Below are 25,488 nucleotides of genomic sequence, written 5' to 3'. Positions count from 1 at the left end.
GATCGCATTCCGTCAGGTCGTTTCCACCGTGGGCATTTCGAGCGCCTGGCTTGCACGCGGCACGAGAAGTTCCGCTATGTCCACGACCTTCAATCTGTCGGCCACGCCGAGTGCATCGATCGCGGCTGTGTACATCACCTTGTCCTTCGGACAGGCGACGACGAAATAAGCGACGTCGCCCAGGCTCAGCGCCTCACGGATGCGGTTCTCGCTCGGCCGCTCGGTCACGCCGTCGTCACCTTGCCAGATGCGGCCGCCGCCGGCGCCGCAGCAAAAGGAATTCTCCCGGCAGCGCGGCATGTCATGAAGCGTGTAGCCGGCGGCCCGGATCAGTTCGCGCGGCGCATCGAAGCCGCCATTGTAGCGTCCAAGATAGCAGGGATCGTGATAGGTGACCCTGGCGCCGTCGGCGACATGCAGGTCGAGTTTTCCCGCCGCGATGAGTTCCGCCAGCAGCGCCGTATAGTGCAGCACCTCGAACGCCGCGCCGAAATGCTGATAATCGTTCTTCAGCGCATTCAGGCTATGCGGATCGGTGGTCATGATCCGGTTGAAGCTGCACGCCTTGATCTCGTCGATGTTGGACTGAGCGAGCGTCTCGAACAGACCTTCTTCGCCGGCGCGCCGTACATCGTTGCCGCTGTTGCGCTCGGCATCGAAGAGAATGCCGAAGTCGACACCGGCCGCGGTCAGCAGTTCGGCAACCTTGCGGGTGATTTCCTGAACGCGCGGATCGTAGGACGCGTAGTCTCCGACGAACCATAGAACGTCGACAGGTTCCTCGCGCGCGTCCTTGACCGGAAAGCCGAGGTCCCTGGTCCAGCGGGCCCGCATCTTGGAAGGCTTGCCCATGGAATTGCCGAGACGGGTCAGGTTCGACAGCGCCTCCTGCAGACCTGGGCTGACACGGCCTTCGTCGACCAGATGACGGCGCATGTCGATGATCTTGGGCAGATGCTCGATCTCGACCGGGCATGCTTCCATGCAGGCACGACAGGTGGTGCAGGCCCAAAGCGTCTCCTCGGAAATCACGCCGCCGACCAGCGGGGCGGCCGATGGTCCCGCGGCAAGCGCATCGCGCATGTCGGTGACCAGCAACTTCGGGCTGAGCGGCAGACCGGCCGCATAGGCTGGGCAGACCGCCTGGCAACGGCCGCATTCGGTGCAGGACAGAAGGTCGAGCTGCTGTTTCCAGTCGAACTGTCCCAGGCTGTCGATGCCTGGAGCCTCACGCGCTTCCGGGACCGCGGGCGCCAGGCCGCGGGGCTCGAGGTTGCGGAAGTAGATGTTGGGCGCGGCAAGGAACATGTGCCGGTGTTTCGAACCGGGGATATAGACGAGGAACGCCAGAATGGCGCCGACGTGAATCCAGTAGAACAGCTCTTCACCCGCATGTCCCGGCATTCCGGCACGCTCGAGCAGTCCTGCCAGTGCCGACGCGACGGGCCGCCACGAGCCGTCGGCGCCGCCGGCTATGCGCGCCGCCGCCTCGAGCAGCAGAGACGCCACGATCAGAACGATCAACACATAGATGATTGCCGCATCGCTGCCGCTCGAGCCATCGAAGCGGGCAGGCCTCAGCACGTAGCGCTGATAGAGCGCAAGTGCGACGCCGACCAGCATCAGCACCGAAAAGATATCCTGCAGAGCGGCAATCCAGGTTTCGCCTCCGATGGGTGCAAGCGAGAACCCGGGAAACAGCCGTGAGCCGAAGGCATCGATCGTGGCGGTGAACAGCACGAAGAATGAAATGAAGATGATCGCGTGAAGCACGCCGGAAAGCGGCTTGCGGAGCATTTTCCGGTGCATGCCGATGGCGACCATCACGCCCTGGAGACGCAGCATCGGGCGGTCGAAGCGGGCCGCTGCCGGTGCATTGGCAAGAGCAGCCGCGTAACGGCGAGAGCGCCAGGCCGTCAGCGCGAATGCTGTGACGACCAGGATCCAGAGTGGCAGGGTCGATGCCATCTCAACGGCCAGAACCGGCCCGCAGCCTGTCGCTCAGATTGGCGACGAGATCGAACAGGTCACAGGTCGCGCCGTAATGCGCGACATTGAAGATGGGCGCCTTCGGATCGGTGTTGACGGCAATGATGAGGTCGGCCTGCGACATGCCCTCGAGATGTTCGGGCGCGCCCGACACGCCGAGCGCCAGGTAAAGCTTCGGCTTCACCTTCTGGCCGGATTTGCCGACCTGGCGCAGCTTCGGCAGCCAGCCATTATCGACCACAGGACGGCTGCCGGCGATCTCCGCCCCCAGCATCGTCGCCAGATTGCGGGCAAGGTCGATGCTTGCCTCGTCGCCGATGCCGCGGCCAACGCACACGATCCTGTCGGCTGTCGTCAGATCGACATCGGCATAATCCGGCATGTCGATGGCCACCATCTTCACCTTGCCGCTGGTGAGCACGGGTTCGGCATCGATCGTTTGCACGTTCACGGGCGCGATCGGAGCCGGCGCTGCCGCCGCGAAGGCACCTGGGTTGATCATCAGAACCGCGGGCAGCCGCACTTCGCATTCGGCGAGTATCTTGCCGCCATACATCTGCGCGACGATCGTCAGGTTTTCCCCAAGTCGCTTGATTTCATTGACATAGGAGATGAGCGGCCAGCCGGTTCGCGCCGCGATGTCCGCTGCCACGTCCAGCCCGTTTGCCGAATAGGGGACCAGGACCAGGCCGGGGCTTTCGGCGATGATGACGTCGCGCAGAAGCAGCGCATAGGTCTCGGCGGGAATGACATCCGATCTTGTGGAGCGGGCCACTATCAGGCGATCGGCGGCACCGAGGCAAGCGGATGCGCCTTCCGCGTCACGACCGGCGAAAAAGGCAACGACCTCGTCGTCGGCCTGGGTCAGCGAACGCGCCGCGGCGATCATTTCAAGTGAGAAGGCTTCGATCTTGCCGGAATGGCCTTCGGTACAGGCAATCAATTTCATGGCTTAGTTCCTCGCCAGGCCTTTGGCTGCCAGGATGGTGACCAAGCGATCCGCGACTGTCTCGGCATTGCCGCCGAGGTTCTCGCCAGAGCCGCCCTGGACTGGCAGGCGCAATGTGATGATCTCGGCGGTAAGCTCGAAGCCCGACAATTCGGGCGTGGCCCGGCCGATGGGCGTCTTGGACGCCTCGCGAAGCTTGCTGCCCGAGACATAGCGGGGCGCCTTCGACGCGGTCTGAACGCCGAGCACCGCCGGCGTGGCCAGCTCATAGGTGACGGCGACGCCCGCGCCGCGCTCTTGCGTGACCCGAAGCACGGCGCCGTTCGCAACGATGCGGTTGGTTCCCGACACATGCGGCCAGTCGAGCAGCGCGCCGACATAGGGCGCCAGCTGGCCAAAGACATCCTCGGTCGATTGGACTCCGCACAAAACCAAGTCGACCGACTTTGCCCTCGCCATCGCCGCGATGGAAGCCGCGATCTCTCGTGAGGAGATCATGGCGTCCTCCTCCGATTGAAGTGCCACGACTTCGTCGGCGCCGCGCGCCGCGGCCATCTGCAGGACACGGTTGGCGCCTTCGCCAACGGCCACCACCGTTACCTTCGCACCGCTGGCTTCCTTGAGCAGGATTGCTTCCTCGAGGGCATGATCGTCGAAATCGTTGAGCTGGAAATCCAGCCATTCCCGATCGATGCCGCGGCCGTCCTCGGCGAGTTGCAGCTCGCCCGCGGAATCCGGGATCATGCGCAAGACGACAAGAATATTCACGGCCTCTCCTCCGACGGGACGCACCTCGATCGCCCAGAACCGGCTGCTAGATAAGTCGTATTCTTCGCTGCTCCCAATGGCCAAAAAGGTAATAGCAGCTATTACAAGACGGCAGATTGACGATTGTGGGTAATCGACTGCTAATTTGCGTCAAATCGCTTTCAATCGAATTTTCCTGAGGTGGAGGTTGTCAGGAGAATGTTCGTGCGATTTGCTCGAGATATAGACATATATTCTTTGTTTATACTGTCTCGTGCGCGAGAATGTCTGAGGAGAATTTTAAACGCTCTGTCGAGCGTTAAGGAGGAGGAACCAATGTCAATAAAGAGCATCCTAGACCACAAGATTTCCCGTAAGGGCTTTATCCGGGGCATGCCGGCCGTGGCGGCAGCCATGGCCGCCGCGCCGGCCATCCAACTCGCCCAGACCAGCGCGGCCGTCGCTTCAGAGACGGCGGAAAAGAAGCCTGGCTACTATGGCGCGCCGCGCACCTGGATGTGGAACCCCAATGCCAACACCATGGTCGACACCTCGAAATGGAAGAAGGCGGGTCCGTACACGATCGGGTTCTCCAATGCTTCAATTTCCAATGCCTGGCGCGTCGCCTTTCAGCATGGCGTCCTGTGGTCCGCCGGCCAGCATCGCGACGAGATCGCCCATCTTCTCGTCACCGACGCCAATGACGATCCTTCCAAGCAGATCGCGGATATCCAGGATCTGATCAGCCAGGGCGTCGATATTCTGCTCATTGCGGCCTCGACCGAGGACGCGCTTGATTCCGTCGTCGGCCGCGCAACCGAACAGGGCATTCCCGTGGTCATGGTCGATCGCAAGGTCAAGACGCCGGCCAACTACATCACCTACGTCACGGCATCCGATTGGGCGTTGGGCCGTCTCGAGGCGCAGTGGTTGTGCGAGACGCTGGGCGGCAAGGGCAACATCGTGATGCTGCCAGGCATCGCCGGGTCGAGCGTCGCGGAAATCCGCATCAAGGCGAACGAGGAAGTGTTCTCGAAGTTCCCCGGCATCAAGGTGCTGGAGAAGCAGTATTGCGACTGGAATCCGGCAACCGGCAAGTCGGTGATGGCCGCGCTGATCCAGAAGCACGGCAAGGCCATCGACGGTGTCTTGGCCGACAGCGCGCTACAGGGCTATGGTGCGATCGAAGCGTTTCTTGACGCCGGCTACAAGGACGGCGAATTCCCGCCGATGACCGGTGGCGACGTTGCCCGGATGTATCAGCTGGCCAACCAGCACAACATCAAGATGGTCGGCATCGACTATCCGACGTCGATGGGCATCACCGGCATCGAGACCGCGCTCGATGTGCTCAAGGGCATCTCGGTCCCGGACAAGGTAGAGGTGAGCTTCCAGGTTGTCACGTCGCCCGGCGCGGATACGGTCTCGGTCAAGGGCGACAGGCATCTGCTCGACCATGTCAGCATGAGCGACCCGGGCGATCTGTCGCCAAGCAACGGGCTGCCTGCCGGCTACAATCCGAGCACATTCAATCCCGACTATCCGAAGTAAGCCTCCCAAGCGACCCGGTGTGCGCCCTCCTGGGCGCACACCGGACGTGCATTGAACAGTTCGAGCACCGGATATGTCAGCGTCTGTTATTGAACTCAGTCAGATCGAGAAGGACTATCCTGGAGTCAAACCCCTGGACAAGGTCGATTTCGCCGTGCAACCCGGCGAGATTCACGCCCTTCTCGGCGAAAATGGCGCGGGCAAGTCGACGCTGATCCGCGTCATGGGCGGCGTAACCAAACCGAATTCCGGGACCATGACCTATCTCGGCAAGCCGGTTTCCTGGCAGTCGCCGAAGGAGGCACGCGCTGCCGGCATCCACGTGATCCATCAGGAGCTTGCCCTTTTTCCCGAGCTGTCCGTTGCCGAGAACATTCTGGTCGATACGCAGCCCCGCGGCATGCTGGGCCTCATTTCGAACCGCGCCCGCCACGTCCGCGCCGCTGAAATCCTCTCACAGCTCGGCGTCGATATTCCAACCCACGCCAGGATCGACGAATTGCCGCTTGCCGACCAGCAAATGGTCGAGATCGCGAAAGCCCTGGTTGGCAAGGTGCGGCTGCTCATCCTGGACGAGCCGACGGCGGTCATCGCCGGACGCGAGGTCGATCTTTTGTTCGAGAACATGCGCAGGCTGCGCAACGAAGGCGTCGGCATCGTCTACGTCTCCCATAGGCTGGAGGAAATCTTCGAGATCGCCGACACGGTCACGATTCTCAAGGACGGCCAGCTCGTAGGCACGAGCCCGGTAAGCGCGCTCACGCGTGAGGAGATGATCACCCGGATGGTGGGTCGCCGGCTCAGCCAGATCTATCCGCCGCGGCGTACCGCACCGGCGAGCGGCCCGGATGTGCTCACCGTTCGCAATCTCAAGGCTGGTCCGCGCGTCCGTGACGTCAGCCTCAACGTCAAGGTTGGCGAAATCGTCGGCGTCGCCGGCATGGTCGGTTCGGGCCGCACGGAGGTCGCCGAGGCGATCTTCGGCACGCGTGCCGTGGAGAGTGGTGTGATCGAATTCGATGGCAAGCCATTTGCGGCGAAGCTTCCGAAGGGCTCGATACGCCATGGTCTCGGTTTTCTGACCGAGAGCCGAAAGGATGACGGCCTGTTTCTCGGCCTGCCGATTTCCGCCAATATCGTAGCGCCCGACCTCGAAGGCATAACGAAACATGGCCTGATCGACCGCAAGCAAGAACGTGCGGTGGCCACGCGGCAGATCCAGGACTTTTCGGTCGCGACGCCGTCGCCTGACGTGAAGATCGGCAATCTCTCCGGTGGGAACCAGCAGAAGGTGTTGTTCAGCCGCTGGTCGCGGATCGCCAGCAGGCTGCTTATCCTCGACGAACCAACGCGCGGGGTCGATATCGGGGCCAAGGTGGAGATTTATCGCATCGTGCGTCGGCTGGCGGATTCTGGCGTCGGCGTGCTGATGATCAGTTCGGAACTGCCCGAAATCGTCGGCCTTTCCGATAGGGTCTTCGTGATGGCGCAAGGCTATGTCGTTGGCGAAATCAAAGGCGATGCGCTCGGCGAGGAGGCGATCATGGATCTCGCCGTGCGATCTGTCGGGCACCGCAAGACGGAAATTGATCAGCGTGCGGAGCCGGTAGGATGAGTGCCATCACGATGGATCTTCGCCGCAACCGGCTGATGCTTTCCTACCTGATCGTGGCGGTGCTGCTGGTCCTGCTTGCGGTCGCGGGCGGCTTCTTGTCCGATCGATTCCTGACCTGGCGCAACATCGGCAACCTGTTCCAGCAGCTCATCGTGCTGGGCATGGTCAGCCTAGGCCAGACGTTTGTCGTGCTGATGGGCGGCATTGATCTGGCGGTCGGTTCGCTGGTTGGTGCGCTCACCGTCTTTCTGGCGAACTTCCTCGAATGGCGCCCCGATCTGGTGTGGCTTGCGCTGCCGCTCGCATTGGTCGCCGCGACCGCTGTGGGCGCGCTCAACGGGTTGTTGACGGTCGTGCTGCGCGTCCATCCGTTGATCGTCACGCTCGGCATGTCCTCGATCATCTTCGGCGGAACGCTGATGTACCGCAAGGAGCCCGGTGGCTCCGTACCGCGTGCCTTCGCTGATATCGCCTATGCAAAGGTCGGCGGCATTCCGCTCAGCGCCGTCGTGCTCGTCGCGATTTTCGCCCTTGCCGGGCTTTGGCTGCAGCGCACGCGCACGGGCCGCAGCATCTACTTCGTCGGCGGCGACCGGGAAGCGGCGCGGCTGAACGGGTTGCCGGTCGATCGTATCGTGGTGCTTGCCTATGCGCTGTCGGGCCTGTGCGCGGGCATAGCGGCGATTTTCCTGACTGCGCGAACTGGCGTTGGCGACCCGCGCATCGGTGCCGCGCTGACGCTGCAGTCGGTGACGCCGGTGGTGGTCGGAGGCACCATCCTGGCCGGCGGAAGAGGCGGCGTGCTTGGCACTTTCCTTGGCGTGCTGCTCGTCACCATGCTCAACAGCCTGCTGAACTTCGTCAATGTCTCGTCCTACTACCAGTGGGTCATCCAGGGTCTTATCATCATCATCGCGGTCGGCATCCACACACCAAGGCGGAGATAATGATGGCGCCTCTCGATACCCCGATGCCGCGATCGCAAAGCATTTCCCTGGCGTCTGTCTTCGAGCGCTACGGGCTGGTGGTCTTCCTGGTCGCTCTGATGACCGTCGCGGCTCTTGCCTCACCGACCTTTCTGCGGCCGGCCAACCTGGTCAATGTGCTGACCATCGCGGCACCGCTTGGCATGGTTGTGATCGGTCAGACCTTTGTCATCCTGGTGCGCGGATTGGACCTGTCAGTGGCCTCGCTGATGGCGACGGTGGCGGTGCTGGCGACCGCTTTCAAAGCCACCACCAATGAAGCGATTCCGATGATCTTCATCGCCGCGATCGCCCTGTCGGCCGTGGTGGGCCTGGTGAACGGCTGGCTCGTCGCCAAGCGCAATGTCAGCCCGTTTCTCGCGACACTGGCGATGATGATCATCCTGCAGGGCATCCGTTTCGCCTATACCGGCGGGGCGCCGATCAGCACCTTGCCGCCGGGCATGGGCTTCTTGGCCTCGGGGCGGATTTTTGGCGTGCCAGTCAATCTGATCACCCTGGCATTCCTGGCGATCGCGTTCGGCATCGTGCTGCACCGGTCACGCCTTGGCCGTGAGATATTCATGGTGGGAAGCAATCCGAAGGCCGCGTTCCTCAACGGTGTCGCGCCCGATCGCGTGGTCATCCTTTGCTACGTCATCTGCTCGGTCTGCGCGGGAATAGGCGGCCTGTTCCTGCTCGGCTATGTCGGTACCGTCTCGAACTGGGTCGGCCAAGGCTACGAACTGGACTCCATCGTTGCCGCCGTGATGGGCGGCGTGGCGCTTACTGGTGGGCGCGGCAACGTTTTCGCGGCGCTGCTTGGCGTGGCTGTTCTGGTGGTGATCAACAATCTCGTGCTGCTGCTCGGATTTCCGATCGAGATGCAGCTCATCATCAAGGGCGTCATCATCATCGGCGCGGCGGCGTTTTACCGGACGCGGCTCGCCTGATCCGATGCTGCCGTTGGACCCCAAGGGAGGAAGAAAATGACCGTTGAAGTTCTGGCGGATCGCGGTGCACGGGCAAGGCGCGACGAGGAAGTGGATGTCGTGATCGTCGGGGCCGGTCCATCCGGCTCGGTCGCCGCGCTTCATCTGGCGCGTGCCGGCATTTCCGTTGTCGTGCTCGAACAGGGCGAATGGCCTGATTATGCCGACTATACCGGCGCGCGTCCGGAGCACGAGCTTGTCAGCACCAAGCTCTGGCATCCCAATCCCAACGTCCGTGACAATCCCAACGACTATCCCGTCGACACGTCGACGACGGACATCAACCCGCTGATGTTCGCCGGCGTCGGTGGCAGCGCGACGCTTTATGGCGCGCAATGGATGCATTTCCTGCCGTCGGACTTCCGCGTGCGGTCGATGGACGGCGTGGCCGAGGACTGGCCGTTCAGCTATGAAGACCTGCTGCCCTACCAGCTCGAGATCGAGCGCGAGGTGGGCGTTTCCGGTCTCGCCGGCGATCCGGCCTATCCGCCCCGCGGTGCCTATCCCTTCCCGGCGCTGCCCATCGGCTCCGTCGGTCTGCGCGGTGCGCTGGGCATGGAAAAGATGGGCTGGCACTGGTGGCCCGGCAGCAATGCCATCCCGTCGGAGACGTTCGGCGAACTCAATCCGTGCGTGCGCCGCGGAACCTGTCTTACCGGGTGCCCGGAGGGCGCGAAATCCACGACCGACCGGTCGCATTGGCCGCTGGCATTGAAAGCCGGCGCGCGGCTGGTCACCCGTGCGCGGGTCAAGGAAGTCGAGACCAATGAGCAAGGGCTGGCGACCGGTGTCGTCTATATCGACGCGAACGGCCGGGAGCGGCGCCAGCGCGCCAAGGTGGTCATCCTGTGCGCCAATGGCGTCGGCACGCCGCGACTGCTGCTGATGTCGGGAGGATCCAGGAATCCGGACGGCCTTGCCAACTCATCGGGCATGGTCGGCAAAAGGCTGATGATGCATCCCTTCGCCAGCGTACTCGCCTCTTACGCGGATCCGCTCGATTCCTGGCGCGGCCCCTTTGGCCAGCAGGTCTATTCGCTCGAGTTCTACGAGACCGACGAAAGCCGCGGTTTCGTGCGCGGTTCGAAATGGAACTGCATGCCCTCGGGCGGACCGGTTGGCGTATCCGGGGCAACCGGATCCAAGGTCTATGTCGCCGAGAGCGGCCGGTTCCAGGATTTCTGGGGCGCCAACCTGCACGAGAATGTGGCGCGCCGCTTCGGCCACTCGCTGATCTGGGGCATTGTCGGCGAGGATCTTCCGGAAGAGAGCAACCAGGTGATCCTGTCCAAGGATCTGACGGACTCCGACGGGCTGCCCGCGCCGCAGATCGTCTACAAGGTCAACGAGAACTCCAACCGGCTGTTGAAGTTCAACATCGATCGCTGCCTGGAATCGGTGCGCGCCGCCGGTGCCATCGAGACGCTGGTTTCGACACCGGTGCGTGAATCGGGCTGGCATCTCATCGGAACCACCGTGATGGGCGACGATCCGAAGCGCTCGGTCGTCGACCAATGGGGCGCCTGCCACGACGTCCCGAACCTCTACGTCATGGACGCGTCGACCTTCCCGACATCAGGCGCCACCAACCCGACGGCGACCATCATGGCGGTAGCGCTGCGCAACACGCGCCGCATGATCGCCGAGCGCCGCAACCAGAAGGTGGCCTGACATGTCGAACGAGAACACCTTCTTCGCGCTCGCCGATTTCCTGATCCCCGCGTATGGCAAGATGCCGAAGTTCAGCGACGTCTGCGGCTACGCCGACGTCGAGAAGTCGCTGGATTTTCGCACGGACCTGAAGCCGGGCTTTGCGCGCGGCATCGCGGTCGATCCGGCCAGCGGCGCCGAGGCTTGCCTGGAAAGCCTCAACAAGGAGGATGGCGAAGCCTTCTCGGCGATCACAACGATTGCCATCGCCACCTACTACATGAGCCCGCGCGTGCGCGAACTGATCGGCTATCCCGGCCAGGAGAACGTCCCCTACGATTCAAAGGCGACGCAGATTTACCTGACCAACGGCTCGCTCGGCCACGTCATTGCGCGCGGCCGCAAATATCGGCCGACTCCCGGCCTTTGATCTCCCAATCAACGGAAAGGACAATCCAATGGGCAAAGATGTATTCGACAAGGGTTTTGAAATCCGCAAATCGGTTCTGGGCGCGGAATTCGTCGAGAAGTCCTTCGCCAGCGCCGACGATTTCAATCGTCCGCTGCAGGAACTCGTGACGGAATATTGCTGGGGCGCCGTCTGGGGCCGCGACACGCTCGACAAGAAGACCCGCAGCATGCTGAACCTCGCCATGCTCGCTGCCCTCAATCGTCCGCACGAACTGAAGATGCATGTCAAGGGCGCGCTGACCAACGGTGTGACCAAGGACGAGATCCGCGAAGTGCTTCTACAGGTCGTGATCTATGCCGGCGTGCCCGCAGGCGTCGATTCCTTCCGGGTGGCGCGCGAAGCTTTGCAGGAAGTCGGAGCATGACAACCCGTCCGCCGCTCGCCACGGAAAAGCTCTCCATGCTGATCGGCGGCCGCTCGGCCGCCGCGCAGTCGGGGGATTTTTTCGAATCCTTCGATCCCTTCACCGGCAAAGCCTGGGCGCTGGTTCCGCGCGCCGGAGTCGCCGATGTGGATGCGGCCGTTCAGGCAGCCGCGGCCGCCTTCCGCGGCGAATGGCGGACGATGACCCCAAGCGCACGTGGGCAGATCATGACGCGCTTTGCCGACCTCGTGGCCGACGAGGCCGAAAACCTGGCCGTTCTCGAAACCCGCGACAACGGCAAGTTGATCAATGAAATGCGGATGCAGTGCAAATACATCCCGCAATGGTTCCGCTTCTTTGGCGGCCTCGCCGACAAGATCGAGGGGCGCGTCATCCCGATCGACAAGCCGGGCGTGTTCAACTACACGCGCCGCGAGCCGCTCGGGGTTGTGGCCGCGATCACGCCATGGAACTCGCCGCTGATGCTGGCGACATGGAAGCTTGCTCCAGCGCTCGCCGCCGGCAACACGATCGTCTGGAAGCCGTCGGAATTCTCCTCGGTGTCGGCATTGTTCTTCGGCCGGCTTTTCGAGAAGGCGGGCTTTCCCAAGGGCGTCGTCAACATCGTCACCGGATTCGGGCACGAGATCGGCGACCGGCTGGTCACACATCCCGATGTCGCCAAAGTGGCCTTCACCGGCGGCGACGCAACCGGCCGCCGCGTCTATCAGGCCGCCGCCGGCGGGCTCAAGAAGGTTACGCTCGAACTCGGCGGCAAATCCGCCAACATCGTCTTTGCCGACGCCAAGATGGAGGCCGCCATTCCCGGGCTCGTTTCGGGCATCTTCGCCGCGACCGGGCAGACCTGCATCGCCGGATCGCGCGCGCTCGTGCAGCGCTCGGTCTATGACCAGGTGACGGAGAAGCTGGTCGCTTTCGCAAAGACCGCGAGGATCGGCGATCCGCTCGATCCCGAGACCCAGGTGGGGCCGATCACCACCTTGCCGCAACGCGCGAAAGTGCTCGATTACATCGGCATCGCCAATGGCGAGGGCGCTGCGCAATTGCTCGGCGGCAAGATACCCGAGGACACATCGATTGCCGACGGCTGGTTCGTCGAGCCGACGATCTTCGGCAACGTGAAGCAGTCCATGCGCATCGCCCAGGAGGAGGTCTTCGGACCGGTGCTGTCGGTCATTCCCTTCGAGGACGAGGACGAGGCGGTGGCTATCGCCAACGACACCATCTACGGGCTTGCGGCCGGGATGTGGACGCAGGACCTCGGTCGGGCGATACGCCTGCCCGAGCGGCTCGAGGCCGGCAGCGTCTGGGTCAACATGTACCGCGCCACCAGCTATCTCTCGCCTTTCGGCGGCTACAAGCAGTCGGGCATCGGCCGCGAGAACGGCCAGACCGCTATCTACGAATATCTTCAGGAAAAAAGCATCTGGATCGATGCCGGGAACTCCATTCCCGCGCCGTTCGTCCAGCGCTGATCGACCAGATGCTTCGGGAGGAAACCATGACCATACGTTTCGATGCCGTGCCGCCACTCGATCCCAAGGTGGCGGCGTTCGTCGGCGGCAGCCATGCGATGCTTATCGGCAATGCGTGGCTACCGGCGGCCTCGGGAAAGACGTTGGAAGTGGTCGATCCTTCGGACGGCCGGATCATTGCCGCCGTGCCGGCCGGCGACAGCGCCGATGTGGATCTGGCGGTCAAGGCCGCGCGCAAGGCGATCGATGGTCCATGGTCGAAAATGGTGCCGGCCGAGCGCGCCAGGCTGATCTGGAGACTCGCCGATCTGATCGATGCTAATGTCGATATGCTGGCGACGCTCAATTCCTATGAGAGCGGCAAGCCGATTGGCGATTCCCGCAAAGGCGAAGTGCCGTTCACGGCAGAGACGTTCCGCTACTATGCGGGGTGGGCCACGAAGATCAATGGCGAGACGATGACGATCAACGCGCCCGGCGACTGGCATGCCTACACCCGCCGCGAGCCGGTCGGCGTCGTCGGCCAGATCATCCCGTGGAACTTCCCGCTCAGCATGCTTGCCTGGAAGGTGGCACCGGCACTGGCGGCCGGCTGCACGATCGTGCTCAAACCAGCCGAGCAGACGCCGCTCGGCGCGCTTTATTTCGGCAAGCTGGTCCAGGACGCCGGCTTTCCGGAAGGCGTGGTCAACATCCTGACCGGTTTTGGCGAAACCGTCGGTGCGGCGATGTCTGCCCATCCCGACATCGACAAGGTGGCATTCACCGGTTCGACCGAAGTTGGCAGGCTGATTGCCCGCGCCGCGACCGGCAATCTCAAGAAGGTCAGCCTGGAACTTGGCGGCAAGGCGCCGACCATCGTGCTGGGCGACGCCGATATCGACATGGCGGTGGCGGGCGCCTCGAGCGCGGCATTCTTCAATGCCGGGCAGAGCTGCGGCGCGGGAACGCGTTTCTTCGTTCACAAGAAGATCTATGACAAGGTCATGTCCGGGATCGCGGCGCGCGCCGAAAAGCTGAAGCTCGGCGCCGGGCTTGATCCTGCGACGGAGCTTGGTCCCGTCGTCTCTCAGCAGCAGATGGAACGCATCACCCGGCTGATCTCGGAAGGCAGGAGCGATGGCGCCGAGATCGTCACCGGTGGCACACGGGCCGGTGACACCGGCTATTTCGTCAAGCCGACGGTCATTTCCCGCACGCGGCCGGACATGTCGGTGATCCGCGAAGAGATATTCGGGCCGGTGGCCTGCGCGATGCCGTTCGACGACGAGGACCTGGACAAACTCGCCAAGGATGCCAACGACACCGAGTATGGCCTTGCTGCATCGATCTGGACCAACAATCTGGGCGCCGCGCATCGGCTGGCCGCGAAGATCAAATCCGGCACGGTCTGGGTGAACTGCCATAACTTCAACGACGTCACCATGCCCTTCGGCGGTTTCAAGCAATCGGGCTGGGGGCGAGAACTTGGCGAACAGGCGCTCCAGCTTTACACCGAGACCAAGACCGTCGCGATCCGGCTGCCATAGGCGAGGGGCGGCCGATGTCCTGCTACGAGATGATCGATGCGCGGTTCGGGGATCTGATCGATCCCGTCGCATTCCTCGAAACCATCCACACGGGAAATCGCTGGGCGGAGGGACCGGTCTATTTCGCCGACCTTCGCTCGTTGATCTGGAGCGATATTCCCAATGACCGCATGCTGCGCTGGGACGAGGAGACGGGGGCGGTTTCGCTGTTCCGGGGCCATGTCTCCAACCCGAACGGCAACACGCGCGACCGTAGTGGAAGGCTGGTCACCTGCATGCAGGGGGAACGCCGTGTCGTGCGTACCGAATGGGATGGCTCCATCACGGTGCTGGCCTCCGCCTACGATGGCAAGCCGCTGAATTCGCCGAACGATGTGGTCGTGAAGTCCGACGGCAGCATCTGGTTCACCGATCCAAACTACGGGATCATCTCCGACTATGTCGGGCGCAAGGGCCTGCAGGAGCAGCCGGGCTGCCGCGTCTACAGGATCGATCCGGTATCGGGGAAGATCACCGTCGTTGCCGATGATTTCTCCATGCCGAACGGGCTCGCCTTCTCGCCCGACGAGAAGCGCCTTTATATCTCGGACTCCGGCTTTCTAACCGACCGCAGCGCTCCCCATCACGTCAGGCAGTTTGACGTTGACGGCGACAGATTGGCAAATTCCCGCATCTTCGCCGACATATCGCCTGGCATTCCGGATGGTTTTCGCGTTGATGTTACGGGCAATCTCTGGATCAGCGCATGGGATGGCGTACAATGCCATACGCCCGAAGGTGAACTCATCGGGAAAATCCAGGTACCGGAAATGGTTGCGAACCTGGCCTTTGGCGGGCCGCGCAACAATCGGCTGTTCATCACGGCGACAACATCGGTCTATGCCGTGTTTCTGAATGTCCGAGGCCAGAAGTACCCGTTCGGCACGTGACACGGACCACTGGGGGAGCCTGGAAGCGCTGCAGCGAATGGTTGGGGTGAAAGTTGGACACGAAGCAGCTACAGGTATTCATCGCCGTCGGTGCGGCTGGCAGCTTCTCGAAGGCCGCACTCGACCTCAGCGTCACCCAGCCGATGGTCACGCGCCATATTCGCGGGCTTGAGGAGGAACTCGGCGTCGAGCTGTTCTATCGCAACGGCCGCGGTGTCGTGCTGACCGAGGCGGGCGTGCTCCTGAAGGCCCATGCCGACGAGATCGTCGAGCGGATGCGGCTGGCGCAGAATGCGGTCTCGAACCTCAAATCCTCGCCGAAGGGGAGGTTGGTGCTGGCCGTGCCGCCTTCAGTCGGCACCGTGCTGACGGTGCCGCTGGTCAAGAAGATCAAGAACGAGTTTCCCAATGTCGCGCTGCAGGTGATCGAAGGTTTCAGCGGCCATATCCTGGAATGGCTGATTGCCGGTCGCATCGATGCCGCCGTGCTCTACAATTCGCCGAACCATCCGTCCGTGTTGACCGAACCCCTGGCCGATGACGAGCTTTTTCTGATCGGACCGGTCTTGTCAGAGCGCGTGCTGCCGCGCGCGCCGGTCGGCCTCAACATCTTCGCCGAGCTGCCGATGATCCTGCCCAGCCGCCCGCACGGGCTGCGGCGGCTTATCGACAACACCCTGGCGGAGCATGGCATCTATCCGCGTGTCGAGATGGAGCTGGAGGCAATGCCTTCAACCCTGCTTCTGGTCGAGGAGGGCACAGGCTATACGGTTCTGCCCTATGCTTCCGTCCATCTCCTTGTCGAGGCTGGCCGCATCGAGGTCTGGCCATTCGACCCGCCGATTACCCGACAGCTGATCCTCGCGACCTCGTCGCAGCGACCTATGTCGTCGAATTTTCGCCCGCTCTTCCGTGCGGTGCGCACGGAACTGAGGGACATCATTTCCACCCACATCTGGAAACCGACAACTTATCCAGAATGAGTGTTGGTGCCGTCATTCCCGATCGAGTGGAAAGATCGGCCGCGGTACATTTCGATACGGCATCCGCTCGGAGTGAGGCGTACAAAGCGCGCCACTGTCGCAGACGATGATCTTGCCGGCTGATCGGAGGAGCCGTCACCGGCAAGATCGTGTCGCAACTTGCCGCCGGTTCGCCACCGGCGATCGATCTGGCACCTTTCCGGGCGGATAGGTTCTGATCCAGGACGCGTGACGCGGCTTCAGCGGGAAGTCGTGCGCCATTGTAACTCGGCTATCAGCCCCTGCCGGTCGGATCGATTCCGGAAACTGAGGACCGCTCCCAGTCGCGCCGCCGCCATTGTTGCGATCGTAAGGCCAAGCCCGGTGCCGGAAGCGCTTCTGTTGCGCCCTCGATAGAACCGCTCGATGATGCGTGGCAGCTCATCGTCATCCACGCCTGGCCCCTCATCGGAGATCGCCACGCCATTTCGGTCAGGCAGCGCGTACCACGTAATGCGCCCCGCACTCGCCAAATGCTCGAGCGCGTTTTCATTCAGGTTGCGAAGCACGAGTTTGAGATCGTCGGGATCACCGTTCAGGGTTATGGCGTCGAGAGCATCATCGATCACGACCGACACGAGCCTGGGGGATCTGTTCTATCGCTCAAGAGCTGACTGGCTACTTCCTCCCCAAAGCACATCAATCCTTGGGAAACTCCCATAGCTTCGGTTTTGGACCCTCAGCCGAGAGATCTCCATAGCGAAAGCGTATAGAGCGCATTTGAAAAATGTATTACCTCCAAGGTCCTGATTGCCCGATAGTCCCTCGCGGGTTCCACTGAACTCAGCGTGCACACGGCTCAACGCCCGGCACTAAGGGAGGAAAAATTGACGACATTCGCAACCATGTTGCGATCGCTTGCCGTTGTCGCAACGATCGCCAGCTTCAGTCCGGCATTTGCCGGTGGCGTGGATGAGCTGCCCAAGAACATCCAGGACGAACTTTACAACAAGGACATGATGGATCCGATGCAGCCGCTCGCGGAGAGTGCGTATCGCGACTGGAAGCCAAAGAAGGGTCCGCCGTGGACGATCGGCTATGCGAGCTCATATGCGGGCAATACGTGGCGCGCTGATGTGATGAAACGTCTGCAGGAGGAGCTCATTCCGAAATGGAAGAAGCTCGGCCTCGTCAAGGACGTGATCATTACCCAGTCGAACCTGAACGACTCCACGCAGATCCAGCAGATGCGGCAGCTTGTCGACCAGGGCGTCGACGCAATCATCGTCTGCTGCTCCAATCCGACCTCGCTGAACCAGACCGTTGAATACGCTCACCAGCGTGACATACCGGTGTTTTCGGCCACCGGGTACCTGACATCTCCATATGCTGTGAACGCCTCCGCGAATTTCGTGGTGGGTGGCAGCATGCTCGGCGAATGGATGGCCAAGCAGATCAATGGCAAGGGCAACGTCCTTGTTGTGGAAGGCATTCCCGGCGCTTCGGCATCGGATTCCCAGAACGTTGGCGTGCTGAAGGCTCTGGCGAAATACCCTGACATCAAGGTGGTGGGTCAAGTCGCCGGCATGTGGACCGACCAGGTTGCCCAGTCCGAGATCCAGAAATGGCTGGCCACCAATCCGGGCGATCTGAACGGCATCATCATCCAGTCGGCGTCTGAGCTGGGTGCCTTGCGCGCTCTGCAACAGAGTGGACGCGACATGGTGCCGTTCTCGATCGGCGGCGAAATCGGTGCGCTTTGCTATTGGCGCAACAACAAGGATTTCGTCAGCCAAGCGGTCCAGGCATGGCCCCCAGGTGATGATTTCGAGTTCGCATGGAACATCATGATGCGCACTCTTCAGGGACAGGGGCCGAAGGTCCAGTCCATCCTCACGAAGCCGCAGACGCTCACTTACGAGCAGCTCGAAAAGGCCGTCCCGGCCGACTGCAGCGAAGACTCTGACGGCTGGTACAACGTCGGCGCCGAGAACTGGGCAAGCAAGGATTACCTGGACCAGTTTTTCCTGCGCCCGGCTGATCCCGAGACCTTCAAGGCGCAGTGACCGCCAATGGTCTGGCCACCCCTTCGACGCCGACGGGGTGGCATTTCCTTCATTCCATGCAAGTCTAGCCGACCAACGTCGGCCAACTGGACCTATGATGTCGTACCCCACGGTTGAACTCTCATCGGTCAGGAAGACCTTCGGGCCGACGGTAGCGCTCGGCGGGTGCAACCTGACGGCCTATGCGGGCGAGGTTCACGCGATCATTGGTGGTAATGGCTCGGGCAAAAGCACGCTCGCGAAGGTTATTTCGGGCGTTCTGATTCCGGACAGCGGACAGGTCTCAATCCTGGGAAAGTCGGCAACGTCTCCACACGAAGCGCGCCAGCTGGGCATCTCCAATGTTTTTCAGGAGGTGCTTGTTGCAGATGAGTGCTCGGTGCTGGACAACCTTTACCTAGGGGCGGACAGCCTGCTGGGTTCATCCATGAACCGGGAGGAAAAGGAAGCCAAGGCAGCCGCGCTGATGCGCGAGCTCCTCGGTTTCGACATCGACCTCTCCGGCCTCGTGGGCGAGCTGCCCCTGAGCGTCAAACAGTGGGTCACGATCGCCAGGGCTCTCCTTACCGATCCAAAGGTCCTGATCCTCGATGAGTCGTCTGCCGCGCTCGACTTTGATTCCACGGAGAGGCTGTTCCGTAAGATGCGGCAGTTGAAGCAAAGGGGGGCGAGCATTCTGATCGTCACCCACCGTATCGCCGAGCTGGTGCGTATTGCAGACCGCGCGACGGTCCTGCGCGACGGCGTGGATGTCGGCAAGCTGGCTAAAGAGGAGATCACCGAGTCCAGGATTCTCGAGCTCATTGCCGGCGCCGAGCGCAGCGGGACCAGCCGTGATCAGCCTTTGCCGACGCGTCTTGGCGACCGACCGGTCCTGCGCGCGACTGATCTTCGGGTCTGGTCAGACGCTGCGGCTGTCAATTTCGCGGTGTACCCTGGCGAGGTCATCGGGATCACCGGCCTGGACGGGCAAGGGCAGGCGGACTTCGTAAGGTGCATCGCCGGCATCCAGTCTCCGATTGCCGGCCGGCTGGTGGTGGTTAGTGACGGCAAGGCCAGCGAGGTTACTGATCTTGCATCGGCGCGACGAAACAACATCAGCTACGTGAGCGGCGATCGCAAGAAAGAAGGCATCTTTGCCAATCTGAGCATATACGAAAATCTGCTGCTCCCAGTGTATCGCGAGTTCCGATCCGGCGGTGTGCTGAACTTCATCAACCGGACCAAGCTGACGCCGGTTTTCGAGTGGGAGTCCAGCAAACTGGCCGTCAAGATGGGGAGCCCCCAGAACCTGATCACATCGCTGTCAGGCGGCAACCAGCAGAAGGTGCTGATTGCCAGGGCCTTTGCCGAAAAGCCGGTGGTTTTGGTGCTCAACGATCCGGCCCGCGGCATCGACGTCGGGGCCAAGCTGGACCTCTACCGCAACCTCAAGGAATTCGCGGCCCGCGGCAACGCGGTGGTGTTCCTATCCAGCGAGCTCGAAGAATTCCTGAACCTGTGCACGCGGGTTCACGTGTTTCGCAATGGCGCGATTTCGGCTGATTTTGAGCCGCCGTTCGACGGACATGTCATCCTCAACGCCATGTTCGGTCGCCGCGCAACGGCGCGGTTGCCCGGGGAGGCCGCCAACGAGAATGATCCGGACAGTCCGATGCCGGTCGCAGATAGCCACAGTCCGAGACTTGAGCAGGGCCGGCCGGTGCCGAGGTCTGTGACCCTGCTGAACCAGGAGGTGAACCATATGGCGGCAACACCATCTTTCGTACTGAGTTGTCCGGATATTGCGCCGGGGCGCGTTATCCCCGACCGGTTCGCCGAAGACAACCGCCTCTCGCCCAGGTTGGTTTGGTCAGGTCCTCCAGAAGGCACGCGCAGCTTCGCGTTGGCCATCACCGATCCTGATCTGCCAGAAGCATTTAATTTTCCCCGCTCGTTTGCACACTGGCTGGTGGCAAACATTCCGGCGGAACTTAGGGAACTGCCGGAAGGGGCGAGCGGGAGCTTGGGAATGCCGCACGGCGCTGTCGAGTTCAACAGCGACTTCGTGACGTTCAGGATCCCGGGATTTGGCAAGGGATACGGCGGACCTTGGCCGCCGGATCGAGCGCACCGGTATTTCTTCACGCTCTATGCGCTGAAGGTGGACAAGGTCGAGTTGCCGGCCGAAGCCGATTTCGCGGTATTCGCGGCTGCAGTGATGCCGGTTGCGATCGATGCGGCGTCGTTCGTGGCAGTTTACGGGCCCGCAAAGAAGTCATTGCCCGGTTAGGAACGGGTCAGGAATTCCCCAATCAGGAGGATCATATGAGTAGATATGGAAGCAGGAGCAGCTTTGATCTGGAATGGATCGAGCGATGGGCCAGGAAGGTCAACGATGATCGTATCTTGCCGGTTGTCGGCCGTTTTTTTACGAGCAAATTCGTCCTGGGTTTCGATGACACCGAGTATCTGGTGGATGTTCGGGGGGGCAAAATTCAGAAGATTGCACAGGGTCTCACCCCCAATGATATGGGCGTGGAGTTTTGGCTCAAGGCTCCGAGCAGCGCTTGGTCGAAGTTTGCCCAGGAAATCCCGCCGCCGATGTTCAACGACATCTGGGCGATGGCGCATCCGCTGCACAAGCAGCTGATTATTGAGGGCAATTCGCTCCCCTTCTGGCAGAATCTGCGGGCGCTGACGCGTATGCTCTCGCTGATGCGACAAGTTTAACGGCAGCGCAGGAGAGTTGTCATGAATACACACGATCCGATTGTCGGGCGTTACGTTTATGTCCAGTGCGAAGGCAAAACGTATCGCACGTACTACGAGGAACACGGCGAAGGCATTCCGATGGTCTGCCTGCATACCGCCGGCACTGACGGGCGCCAGTACCGGCATCAGCTGTGCGATCCCGATATCAGCCAGAATTTCCGTGTCATCGCCTTCGACATGCCTTGGCATGGAAAATCGATCCCGCCGGCAGACTTCCATCTGATGGAAGACGAATACAAACTCACGACCAAATTCTATTGTGAGTTCATCGTGGCCTTCTGCCGGGCGCTGGATCTGCGCAAACCGGTCCTGATGGGCCAGTCAATGGGGGGCAACATCTGCCTGGCACTGGCACTGCGCTATGAAAGCGAGTTTTCTGCCTTCATCGCTCTTGAAGCCTGCGACTATTCGCCGGGATGGTGGATCGATCCGCTGCATCACCCCCACATCCATGGTGGCGAAGTGGTCGCGACCTCGGTGTTCGGTCTGATGGCGCCGCTCTCTCCCGACGATTACCGGTGGGAGACCTGGTGGTACTACGCGCAGGGCGGCCCGGGCATTTTCAAGGGCGACCTCTATTTCTACAGCGTCGATTCGGATTTCCGCGACCAGTGCCAGAAAATCTCGGGGAAGGTGCCAATCTACTTCCTGACTGGCGAGTACGATTTCGCCTGTACGCCGGAAATGACCCAGCGTACCGCCGAAAAGGTCAAGAATTCCGAGTGCATCATCTTTGGCGGCGGTCACTTCCCGACGTCGGAAGACCCGGCGAAATTCAAGGAGGTCATCTCTCCCGTGCTGAAGAAAATCCTCAATGCGGATCCGGAAAGGCGCGGTCAAGGCAGCAATGCCCTGTCGGGGCGGAGCATTTCCGAAAGCCGGTCATCGTCTCGCAACGAGCGGCCCAACGAGGGCCGGAAGGTCATTGAGTTCTAGGTTGCGTTAGCAACGAAAGACAAATGGTAATGTCGCAGTCCAGGGCCTCCCAAAACACCTACCTGCTGGTCCCGATCCTGCTGATCGCGCTGCTCCTGAGCACTGCGGTCATCAGGGGGCCGAACCTCGTATCGCTATCGGGATTCGGCAGCGCGATCATCGTGTCGGCGCCCCTGATACTGGCGACATTCTCCCTTGTGGCCCTGGCTGTGGCGGGACGCGGCACTGTCGACTTGGCGGTTGGACCGCTGCTCGCTTTCATCAATGTTACGATCGTCAAGCTCAACGGGCTTGGCATCGTGACGGGTCCCTTTGGTGTCATCCTGGTCGCCCTTGGGATCGGCGTGCTCTACCAGCTCTTTTTCGCGCTCATCATCATATTCGTGCGTGTCCAGCCGATCATTGTAGCGCTGAGTGGCTTTCTGGCCCTGACCGGCATCAACCTCGTCATCCTCCCGAGACCTGGCGGCACTGCGCCCGCCTGGATGTCGTCCTGGGGTCTTGGCAACACCATCTTTTCACCGGTCCTTCTGATCGTATTGCTGGCTATCGCGGCATGGTTGCTGTTCACCATGACCTCGTTCTACACAAACCTGCGTCTGATGGGTTACGATGAGCGTGCGGCCTACACCAGCGGCGTGCGCATCAACGTGGTTCGGATCGGTGCCCATGTCATCGCCGGTCTCTTCGTTGGCCTCGGCGCGATCTGCTATACCGCGCTGATTTCGTCCGGAGATCCGACACAGGGCACCACCATGACGCTGACGGCGGTGACCGCCCTCGTACTCGGGGGCGTCAGCCTGTCCGGCGGGCGCGGTGGCGTGGCGGGCGGGCTGCTCGGCGCGCTCAATCTCTTCCTGATCGGCTATGTGCTCGCCACGTTCAATTTCGGCTCGACGCAAGCGTTTGTGACGCAGCTTTTCTATGGGCTAATCCTCGTTCTCTCGCTGCTGCTGACCCTGCTCGTCCCAGTTATCGGCCGATACCTTTATTTCATTTCGCCCTTTGCGGCATTTGTCGTCCTGGGCTGCGTGGTTCTCGGGATCATGCTGTATGTCAGTACCCGCGATACCTATGGCGTGGCGGCGGTGGCCAGTGATGCCTTGAAAACCAATCCGGACGTGTTGACCCGCTATTTGCTGCTGCCCCCGCAATCGGGAAGCGGAGCCGCTTTGCCCGACCTTTCCCCGCTTCAAAAGGCCGTCTTTGGCTTCGCCGCGATACTGGCCGTGCTTACCTTTACGGTCCGTGTGGTCGTGTCTGAAGCCGTATCAGTGCGCCTCGGCGCGTTCATCTATGTGTTCGTCTCGGCACTCATCCTGCTCCTGTTTCTTGTCGTCGGCGAGCAAAGCCATGCGGCCGGCATTTTGGCGGCCGCACAATTGGTGGGGATCACGACATGACCCAGACGTTTGGCGACGGCAGCCGCAGTGGCGGCCTATTTGTTCCGCGATCACGCGCTCTGGTGTGGCTTAACCTGGCGGTCACGTTCGTAGTTGCCGCGATCAGCTTTGGCTTGGGATTCTGGCAGGGAATCAGCGCCCAAATTGTCATTCTCTACACGGTCGTGCTGGCCGCTGTGCTTTTCTGGCTGATCAACTACATAGCGGTCATATTTGAGCCGCGGCCTTCGTCACTGGACTCTGGGAGCGCGCCCGCCGCTGCCGGCGGCGTCTGGGCCGGTAACCGGGTTCTGATCGTCACCATGTCGGTGATGCTGATTGTGTACCTGCTGATTACCGCTACGGTCCCGTCCTTCAGAAGCCTTGGCAACCTGATCGCCTTCCTGCTGCTGGAAGCGATCCTGGTCTTCGCGTTCAAGGTCAGCAACCGTTTCGCTCACGGCCGGAGCGCGTTTATCGGGCTGATTGTCCTGCTGGCGCTGATTGTGATCAGCTCCTTCACGATCAACGGGTTTCTCTCCGCCCCCAATATCAAGGCAATCCTGCTGTTTGCCGCTTTCCTGGGTATCGCCTGTGTTGGCCAAACGCTGGTGGCGCTGCTGGGCGGCTTGGACCTGTCGATCCCATTTGTCATCGGGTCTTCGAATATCGGGCTGCTCTTCCTGATCGGGCTCGGCGTGCCATCGTGGCTGGCAGTCGTCTTTGTGCTGATCATCGGCGCCACTCTGGGTTTCCTCAACGGCGTCCTGTCATACAGACTGCAGGGCCAAGCTTTGATCCTGACGCTCGGCATGGGCTTTGCGATTGCAGGGCTAGTCCAGATCCTCACCAGCATCGGATCGTCATTTGGCGGCAATGTTTTTGGGACAGTGCCCAAATGGCTCCAGAACCTCGCTGCCATGAACGGTCGTACCTTCGGTTTAGCCGTTCCGCCGACAATCCTCCTGTGGATCGTCATTGCGATTATCGTCATTGTCGGGCTGCGGTATTCCGCCTTTGGCAGGTATATTTATGCTCTTGGCGGTAATCGCCGTTCCGCCAAGCTCATCGGTGTCTCCGAGTTCAAATACTGGACCGTGGCCTACACCATAAGCGGCTTCTCGGCCGCCCTGACAGGATGCCTGCTGCTGGGATGGAGCGGCGGCGGATTCATCGGGGTCGGCGACCAGTATCTTTTCACAACCCTGGCTGCGGTGGTGATCGGCGGAACCTCGCTTATGGGGGGTTACGGCGGCTACGGCTACACAGTGATCGGGGTTCTCGTCCTGCAAGTCCTGAGTGCCTTCCTGATCGGCATCGGGCTCAAATACGAATGGCAACAGTTCATTTTCGGTCTTCTGATCCTGCCGATGGTCGCGCTCTACGGCCGCGCCCCAGACATCAGAGCCCAAGTTTAGGGAAAACCCATGTTTGGAACACTCTTTCAGTCCAGCGCCGTTGTGAGCACCGCGCTCAGCGTTGCCACCCTTGCCACGTTTGCAACCGCTGCCCTGGCGATGCTGGGCCTGACGTGGACGTCCGAGCGGTGGCGGGTTCCGCTGGCCCTGTCAGGCGTCGCGCTTCTCGCATCGGGTATTGAATACTACGCTGCATCGAACATTTGGCTGACGGGCCAGCAGCTCAGTGCGGCTTCGCGCTATGTTGCGTGGTTTGTGGTTCAACCGATGCAGGTGGCGTCGGTGTTCTTCTTTGCGAGTATCGCGGGAAAAGTGCCCGTCGGTGTCTTCTGGCGGACACTGGCAGCTGCAATCCTGATGGTTCTCGCAAGGTACCTTGGCGACGCACGGATTTTCAATCCAACCCTTGGCGTGCTGCTGTCGATCGCCTTCTGGCTCTACATTCTCGGCGAGATGTATTTCGGCGCGATGGCGGATGCCGTCAGCAAGTCGACGCGGCCAATCCGGCTCGGTTATTTCTGGATCAGGCTGATCCTGACCATCGGTTGGGCGATCTACCCGATCTTGCATTTCGTGGATGTCGTTATCGGCACGGGACATGTGGCGCCGATCATCGTGCTCTACACTGTCGCTGACCTTATCAATCTCATCGCCGTCTCAATGATCGTACTTGCCGTCGCCGGCGAGGAACGTTTCTGAGGGCTGTCAATCTTCGCGCCAAC

22 protein-coding genes are annotated in these 25,488 nt (G+C 61.4%); 18 read left to right on the top strand and 4 right to left on the bottom strand.

Annotated features, from left to right (window positions below; all coding sequences use genetic code 11):
• Positions 1 to 12: 12 nt before the first annotated feature.
• Genes EB231_RS28930 through EB231_RS28920 form a run of 3 tightly spaced genes read right to left on the bottom strand, consistent with a single transcriptional unit; the run spans position 13 to position 3,706 of the window.
• The gene (locus EB231_RS28930) at positions 13 to 1,968 is read right to left on the bottom strand and encodes a heterodisulfide reductase-related iron-sulfur binding cluster (RefSeq protein ID WP_172351817.1); all 1,956 of its coding nucleotides are present in this window, start codon (positions 1,966 to 1,968) and stop codon (positions 13 to 15) included.
• A gap of 1 nt (position 1,969) precedes the next feature.
• Positions 1,970 to 2,938 carry an electron transfer flavoprotein subunit alpha/FixB family protein gene (locus EB231_RS34980; protein WP_206681865.1) on the bottom strand — a complete coding sequence of 323 codons (969 nt, stop codon included), beginning with the start codon at positions 2,936 to 2,938 and terminating at the stop codon, positions 1,970 to 1,972.
• Between the two features lie 3 nt (positions 2,939 to 2,941).
• The gene (locus tag EB231_RS28920; protein ID WP_172351816.1) at positions 2,942 to 3,706 is read right to left on the bottom strand and encodes an electron transfer flavoprotein subunit beta/FixA family protein; all 765 of its coding nucleotides are present in this window, start codon (positions 3,704 to 3,706) and stop codon (positions 2,942 to 2,944) included.
• Between the two features lie 315 nt (positions 3,707 to 4,021).
• Between EB231_RS28920 and EB231_RS28915 the strand changes: the two genes are divergently transcribed.
• The 11 genes from EB231_RS28915 (at position 4,022) to EB231_RS28865 (ending at position 16,231) form a co-directional block, all read left to right on the top strand.
• Positions 4,022 to 5,236, top strand: a complete 1,215-nt coding sequence (locus EB231_RS28915) for a substrate-binding domain-containing protein (protein WP_162258877.1) — start codon at positions 4,022 to 4,024, stop codon at positions 5,234 to 5,236.
• A 73-nt stretch (positions 5,237 to 5,309) separates the two neighbouring features.
• Positions 5,310 to 6,851 carry a sugar ABC transporter ATP-binding protein gene (locus EB231_RS28910; RefSeq protein WP_172351815.1) on the top strand — a complete coding sequence of 514 codons (1,542 nt, stop codon included), beginning with the start codon at positions 5,310 to 5,312 and terminating at the stop codon, positions 6,849 to 6,851.
• Entirely contained in the window at positions 6,848 to 7,798 is a 951-nt protein-coding gene (locus tag EB231_RS28905; RefSeq protein ID WP_172351814.1) for an ABC transporter permease, read from the top strand. Before EB231_RS28910 ends, EB231_RS28905 begins: the two co-directional genes overlap by 4 nt.
• Before the next feature lie 2 nt (positions 7,799 to 7,800).
• On the top strand, positions 7,801 to 8,769 hold the full coding sequence (locus tag EB231_RS28900) for an ABC transporter permease (RefSeq protein ID WP_246740747.1): 969 nt from the start codon (positions 7,801 to 7,803) through the stop codon (positions 8,767 to 8,769).
• 36 nt (positions 8,770 to 8,805) lie between these two features.
• Positions 8,806 to 10,479: a GMC family oxidoreductase gene (locus EB231_RS28895; protein ID WP_172351812.1), complete on the top strand. Its 1,674-nt coding sequence runs from the start codon at positions 8,806 to 8,808 to the stop codon at positions 10,477 to 10,479.
• 1 nt (position 10,480) lies between these two features.
• Positions 10,481 to 10,888 (top strand): hypothetical protein, encoded by a 408-nt coding sequence (locus EB231_RS28890; RefSeq protein WP_172351811.1) that lies wholly within the window; start codon positions 10,481 to 10,483, stop codon positions 10,886 to 10,888.
• Positions 10,889 to 10,916: 28 nt separating this feature from the next.
• Complete coding sequence (locus EB231_RS28885) at positions 10,917 to 11,294, top strand: carboxymuconolactone decarboxylase family protein (RefSeq protein WP_056565175.1); 378 nt, start codon at positions 10,917 to 10,919, stop codon at positions 11,292 to 11,294.
• Complete coding sequence (locus EB231_RS28880) at positions 11,291 to 12,790, top strand: aldehyde dehydrogenase (protein ID WP_172351810.1); 1,500 nt, start codon at positions 11,291 to 11,293, stop codon at positions 12,788 to 12,790. The genes EB231_RS28885 and EB231_RS28880 overlap by 4 nt, the downstream gene beginning before the upstream one ends.
• A 26-nt stretch (positions 12,791 to 12,816) precedes the next feature.
• Entirely contained in the window at positions 12,817 to 14,319 is a 1,503-nt protein-coding gene (locus tag EB231_RS28875) for an aldehyde dehydrogenase family protein (protein WP_172351809.1), read from the top strand.
• Between the two features lie 14 nt (positions 14,320 to 14,333).
• Positions 14,334 to 15,248, top strand: a complete 915-nt coding sequence (locus tag EB231_RS28870; protein WP_172351808.1) for an SMP-30/gluconolactonase/LRE family protein — start codon at positions 14,334 to 14,336, stop codon at positions 15,246 to 15,248.
• 53 nt (positions 15,249 to 15,301) lie between these two features.
• Complete coding sequence (locus tag EB231_RS28865; RefSeq protein ID WP_172351807.1) at positions 15,302 to 16,231, top strand: LysR family transcriptional regulator; 930 nt, start codon at positions 15,302 to 15,304, stop codon at positions 16,229 to 16,231.
• A gap of 239 nt (positions 16,232 to 16,470) precedes the next feature.
• On the opposite strand, the gene EB231_RS28860 is transcribed toward EB231_RS28865, so the two are convergent.
• Positions 16,471 to 16,848 carry an ATP-binding protein gene (locus EB231_RS28860; RefSeq protein ID WP_172351806.1) on the bottom strand — a complete coding sequence of 126 codons (378 nt, stop codon included), beginning with the start codon at positions 16,846 to 16,848 and terminating at the stop codon, positions 16,471 to 16,473.
• Positions 16,849 to 17,115: 267 nt separating this feature from the next.
• On the opposite strand from EB231_RS28860, the gene EB231_RS28855 reads away from it, so the two are divergent.
• The 7 genes from EB231_RS28855 (at position 17,116) to EB231_RS28825 (ending at position 25,465) form a co-directional block, all read left to right on the top strand.
• Positions 17,116 to 18,276: an ABC transporter substrate-binding protein gene (locus tag EB231_RS28855; RefSeq protein WP_445299328.1), complete on the top strand. Its 1,161-nt coding sequence runs from the start codon at positions 17,116 to 17,118 to the stop codon at positions 18,274 to 18,276.
• A gap of 97 nt (positions 18,277 to 18,373) precedes the next feature.
• Positions 18,374 to 20,548, top strand: coding sequence for a YbhB/YbcL family Raf kinase inhibitor-like protein (locus EB231_RS28850; RefSeq protein ID WP_172351804.1), 2,175 nt, complete (start codon positions 18,374 to 18,376; stop codon positions 20,546 to 20,548).
• A 35-nt stretch (positions 20,549 to 20,583) separates the two neighbouring features.
• Positions 20,584 to 20,988, top strand: a complete 405-nt coding sequence (locus EB231_RS28845; protein WP_006326052.1) for a hypothetical protein — start codon at positions 20,584 to 20,586, stop codon at positions 20,986 to 20,988.
• 21 nt (positions 20,989 to 21,009) lie between these two features.
• Complete coding sequence (locus EB231_RS28840; protein WP_056565134.1) at positions 21,010 to 21,966, top strand: alpha/beta fold hydrolase; 957 nt, start codon at positions 21,010 to 21,012, stop codon at positions 21,964 to 21,966.
• A 23-nt stretch (positions 21,967 to 21,989) separates the two neighbouring features.
• The gene (locus EB231_RS28835) at positions 21,990 to 23,369 is read left to right on the top strand and encodes an ABC transporter permease (protein ID WP_172351803.1); all 1,380 of its coding nucleotides are present in this window, start codon (positions 21,990 to 21,992) and stop codon (positions 23,367 to 23,369) included.
• Entirely contained in the window at positions 23,366 to 24,766 is a 1,401-nt protein-coding gene (locus EB231_RS28830) for an ABC transporter permease (protein WP_172351802.1), read from the top strand. Before EB231_RS28835 ends, EB231_RS28830 begins: the two co-directional genes overlap by 4 nt.
• Positions 24,767 to 24,775: 9 nt before the next feature.
• Positions 24,776 to 25,465 (top strand): bacteriorhodopsin, encoded by a 690-nt coding sequence (locus tag EB231_RS28825; RefSeq protein WP_172351801.1) that lies wholly within the window; start codon positions 24,776 to 24,778, stop codon positions 25,463 to 25,465.
• Positions 25,466 to 25,488: the final 23 nt, after the last annotated feature.

The sequence above is a fragment of the Mesorhizobium sp. NZP2298 genome, from assembly GCF_013170825.1.
Lineage (GTDB): Bacteria > Pseudomonadota > Alphaproteobacteria > Rhizobiales > Rhizobiaceae > Mesorhizobium.
Note: the sequence above shows the minus strand (reverse complement) of the source record. Positions and strands in the feature narration are given on the sequence as shown.

Bases quoted from the DNA above. Each gene is read 5' to 3' on its own strand.
- EB231_RS28930 (WP_172351817.1), bottom strand. From the start codon at position 1,968: ATGGCATCGACCCTGCCACTCTGGATCCTGGTCGTCACAGCATTCGCG.
- EB231_RS34980 (WP_206681865.1), bottom strand. From the start codon at position 2,938: ATGAAATTGATTGCCTGTACCGAAGGCCATTCCGGCAAGATCGAAGCC.
- EB231_RS28915 (WP_162258877.1), top strand. From the start codon at position 4,022: ATGTCAATAAAGAGCATCCTAGACCACAAGATTTCCCGTAAGGGCTTT.
- EB231_RS28910 (WP_172351815.1), top strand. From the start codon at position 5,310: ATGTCAGCGTCTGTTATTGAACTCAGTCAGATCGAGAAGGACTATCCT.
- EB231_RS28905 (WP_172351814.1), top strand. From the start codon at position 6,848: ATGAGTGCCATCACGATGGATCTTCGCCGCAACCGGCTGATGCTTTCC.
- EB231_RS28900 (WP_246740747.1), top strand. From the start codon at position 7,801: ATGGCGCCTCTCGATACCCCGATGCCGCGATCGCAAAGCATTTCCCTG.
- EB231_RS28895 (WP_172351812.1), top strand. From the start codon at position 8,806: ATGACCGTTGAAGTTCTGGCGGATCGCGGTGCACGGGCAAGGCGCGAC.
- EB231_RS28890 (WP_172351811.1), top strand. From the start codon at position 10,481: ATGTCGAACGAGAACACCTTCTTCGCGCTCGCCGATTTCCTGATCCCC.
- EB231_RS28885 (WP_056565175.1), top strand. From the start codon at position 10,917: ATGGGCAAAGATGTATTCGACAAGGGTTTTGAAATCCGCAAATCGGTT.
- EB231_RS28880 (WP_172351810.1), top strand. From the start codon at position 11,291: ATGACAACCCGTCCGCCGCTCGCCACGGAAAAGCTCTCCATGCTGATC.
- EB231_RS28875 (WP_172351809.1), top strand. From the start codon at position 12,817: ATGACCATACGTTTCGATGCCGTGCCGCCACTCGATCCCAAGGTGGCG.
- EB231_RS28870 (WP_172351808.1), top strand. From the start codon at position 14,334: ATGTCCTGCTACGAGATGATCGATGCGCGGTTCGGGGATCTGATCGAT.
- EB231_RS28855 (WP_445299328.1), top strand. From the start codon at position 17,116: ATGTTGCGATCGCTTGCCGTTGTCGCAACGATCGCCAGCTTCAGTCCG.
- EB231_RS28850 (WP_172351804.1), top strand. From the start codon at position 18,374: ATGTCGTACCCCACGGTTGAACTCTCATCGGTCAGGAAGACCTTCGGG.
- EB231_RS28845 (WP_006326052.1), top strand. From the start codon at position 20,584: ATGAGTAGATATGGAAGCAGGAGCAGCTTTGATCTGGAATGGATCGAG.
- EB231_RS28840 (WP_056565134.1), top strand. From the start codon at position 21,010: ATGAATACACACGATCCGATTGTCGGGCGTTACGTTTATGTCCAGTGC.
- EB231_RS28835 (WP_172351803.1), top strand. From the start codon at position 21,990: ATGGTAATGTCGCAGTCCAGGGCCTCCCAAAACACCTACCTGCTGGTC.
- EB231_RS28830 (WP_172351802.1), top strand. From the start codon at position 23,366: ATGACCCAGACGTTTGGCGACGGCAGCCGCAGTGGCGGCCTATTTGTT.
- EB231_RS28825 (WP_172351801.1), top strand. From the start codon at position 24,776: ATGTTTGGAACACTCTTTCAGTCCAGCGCCGTTGTGAGCACCGCGCTC.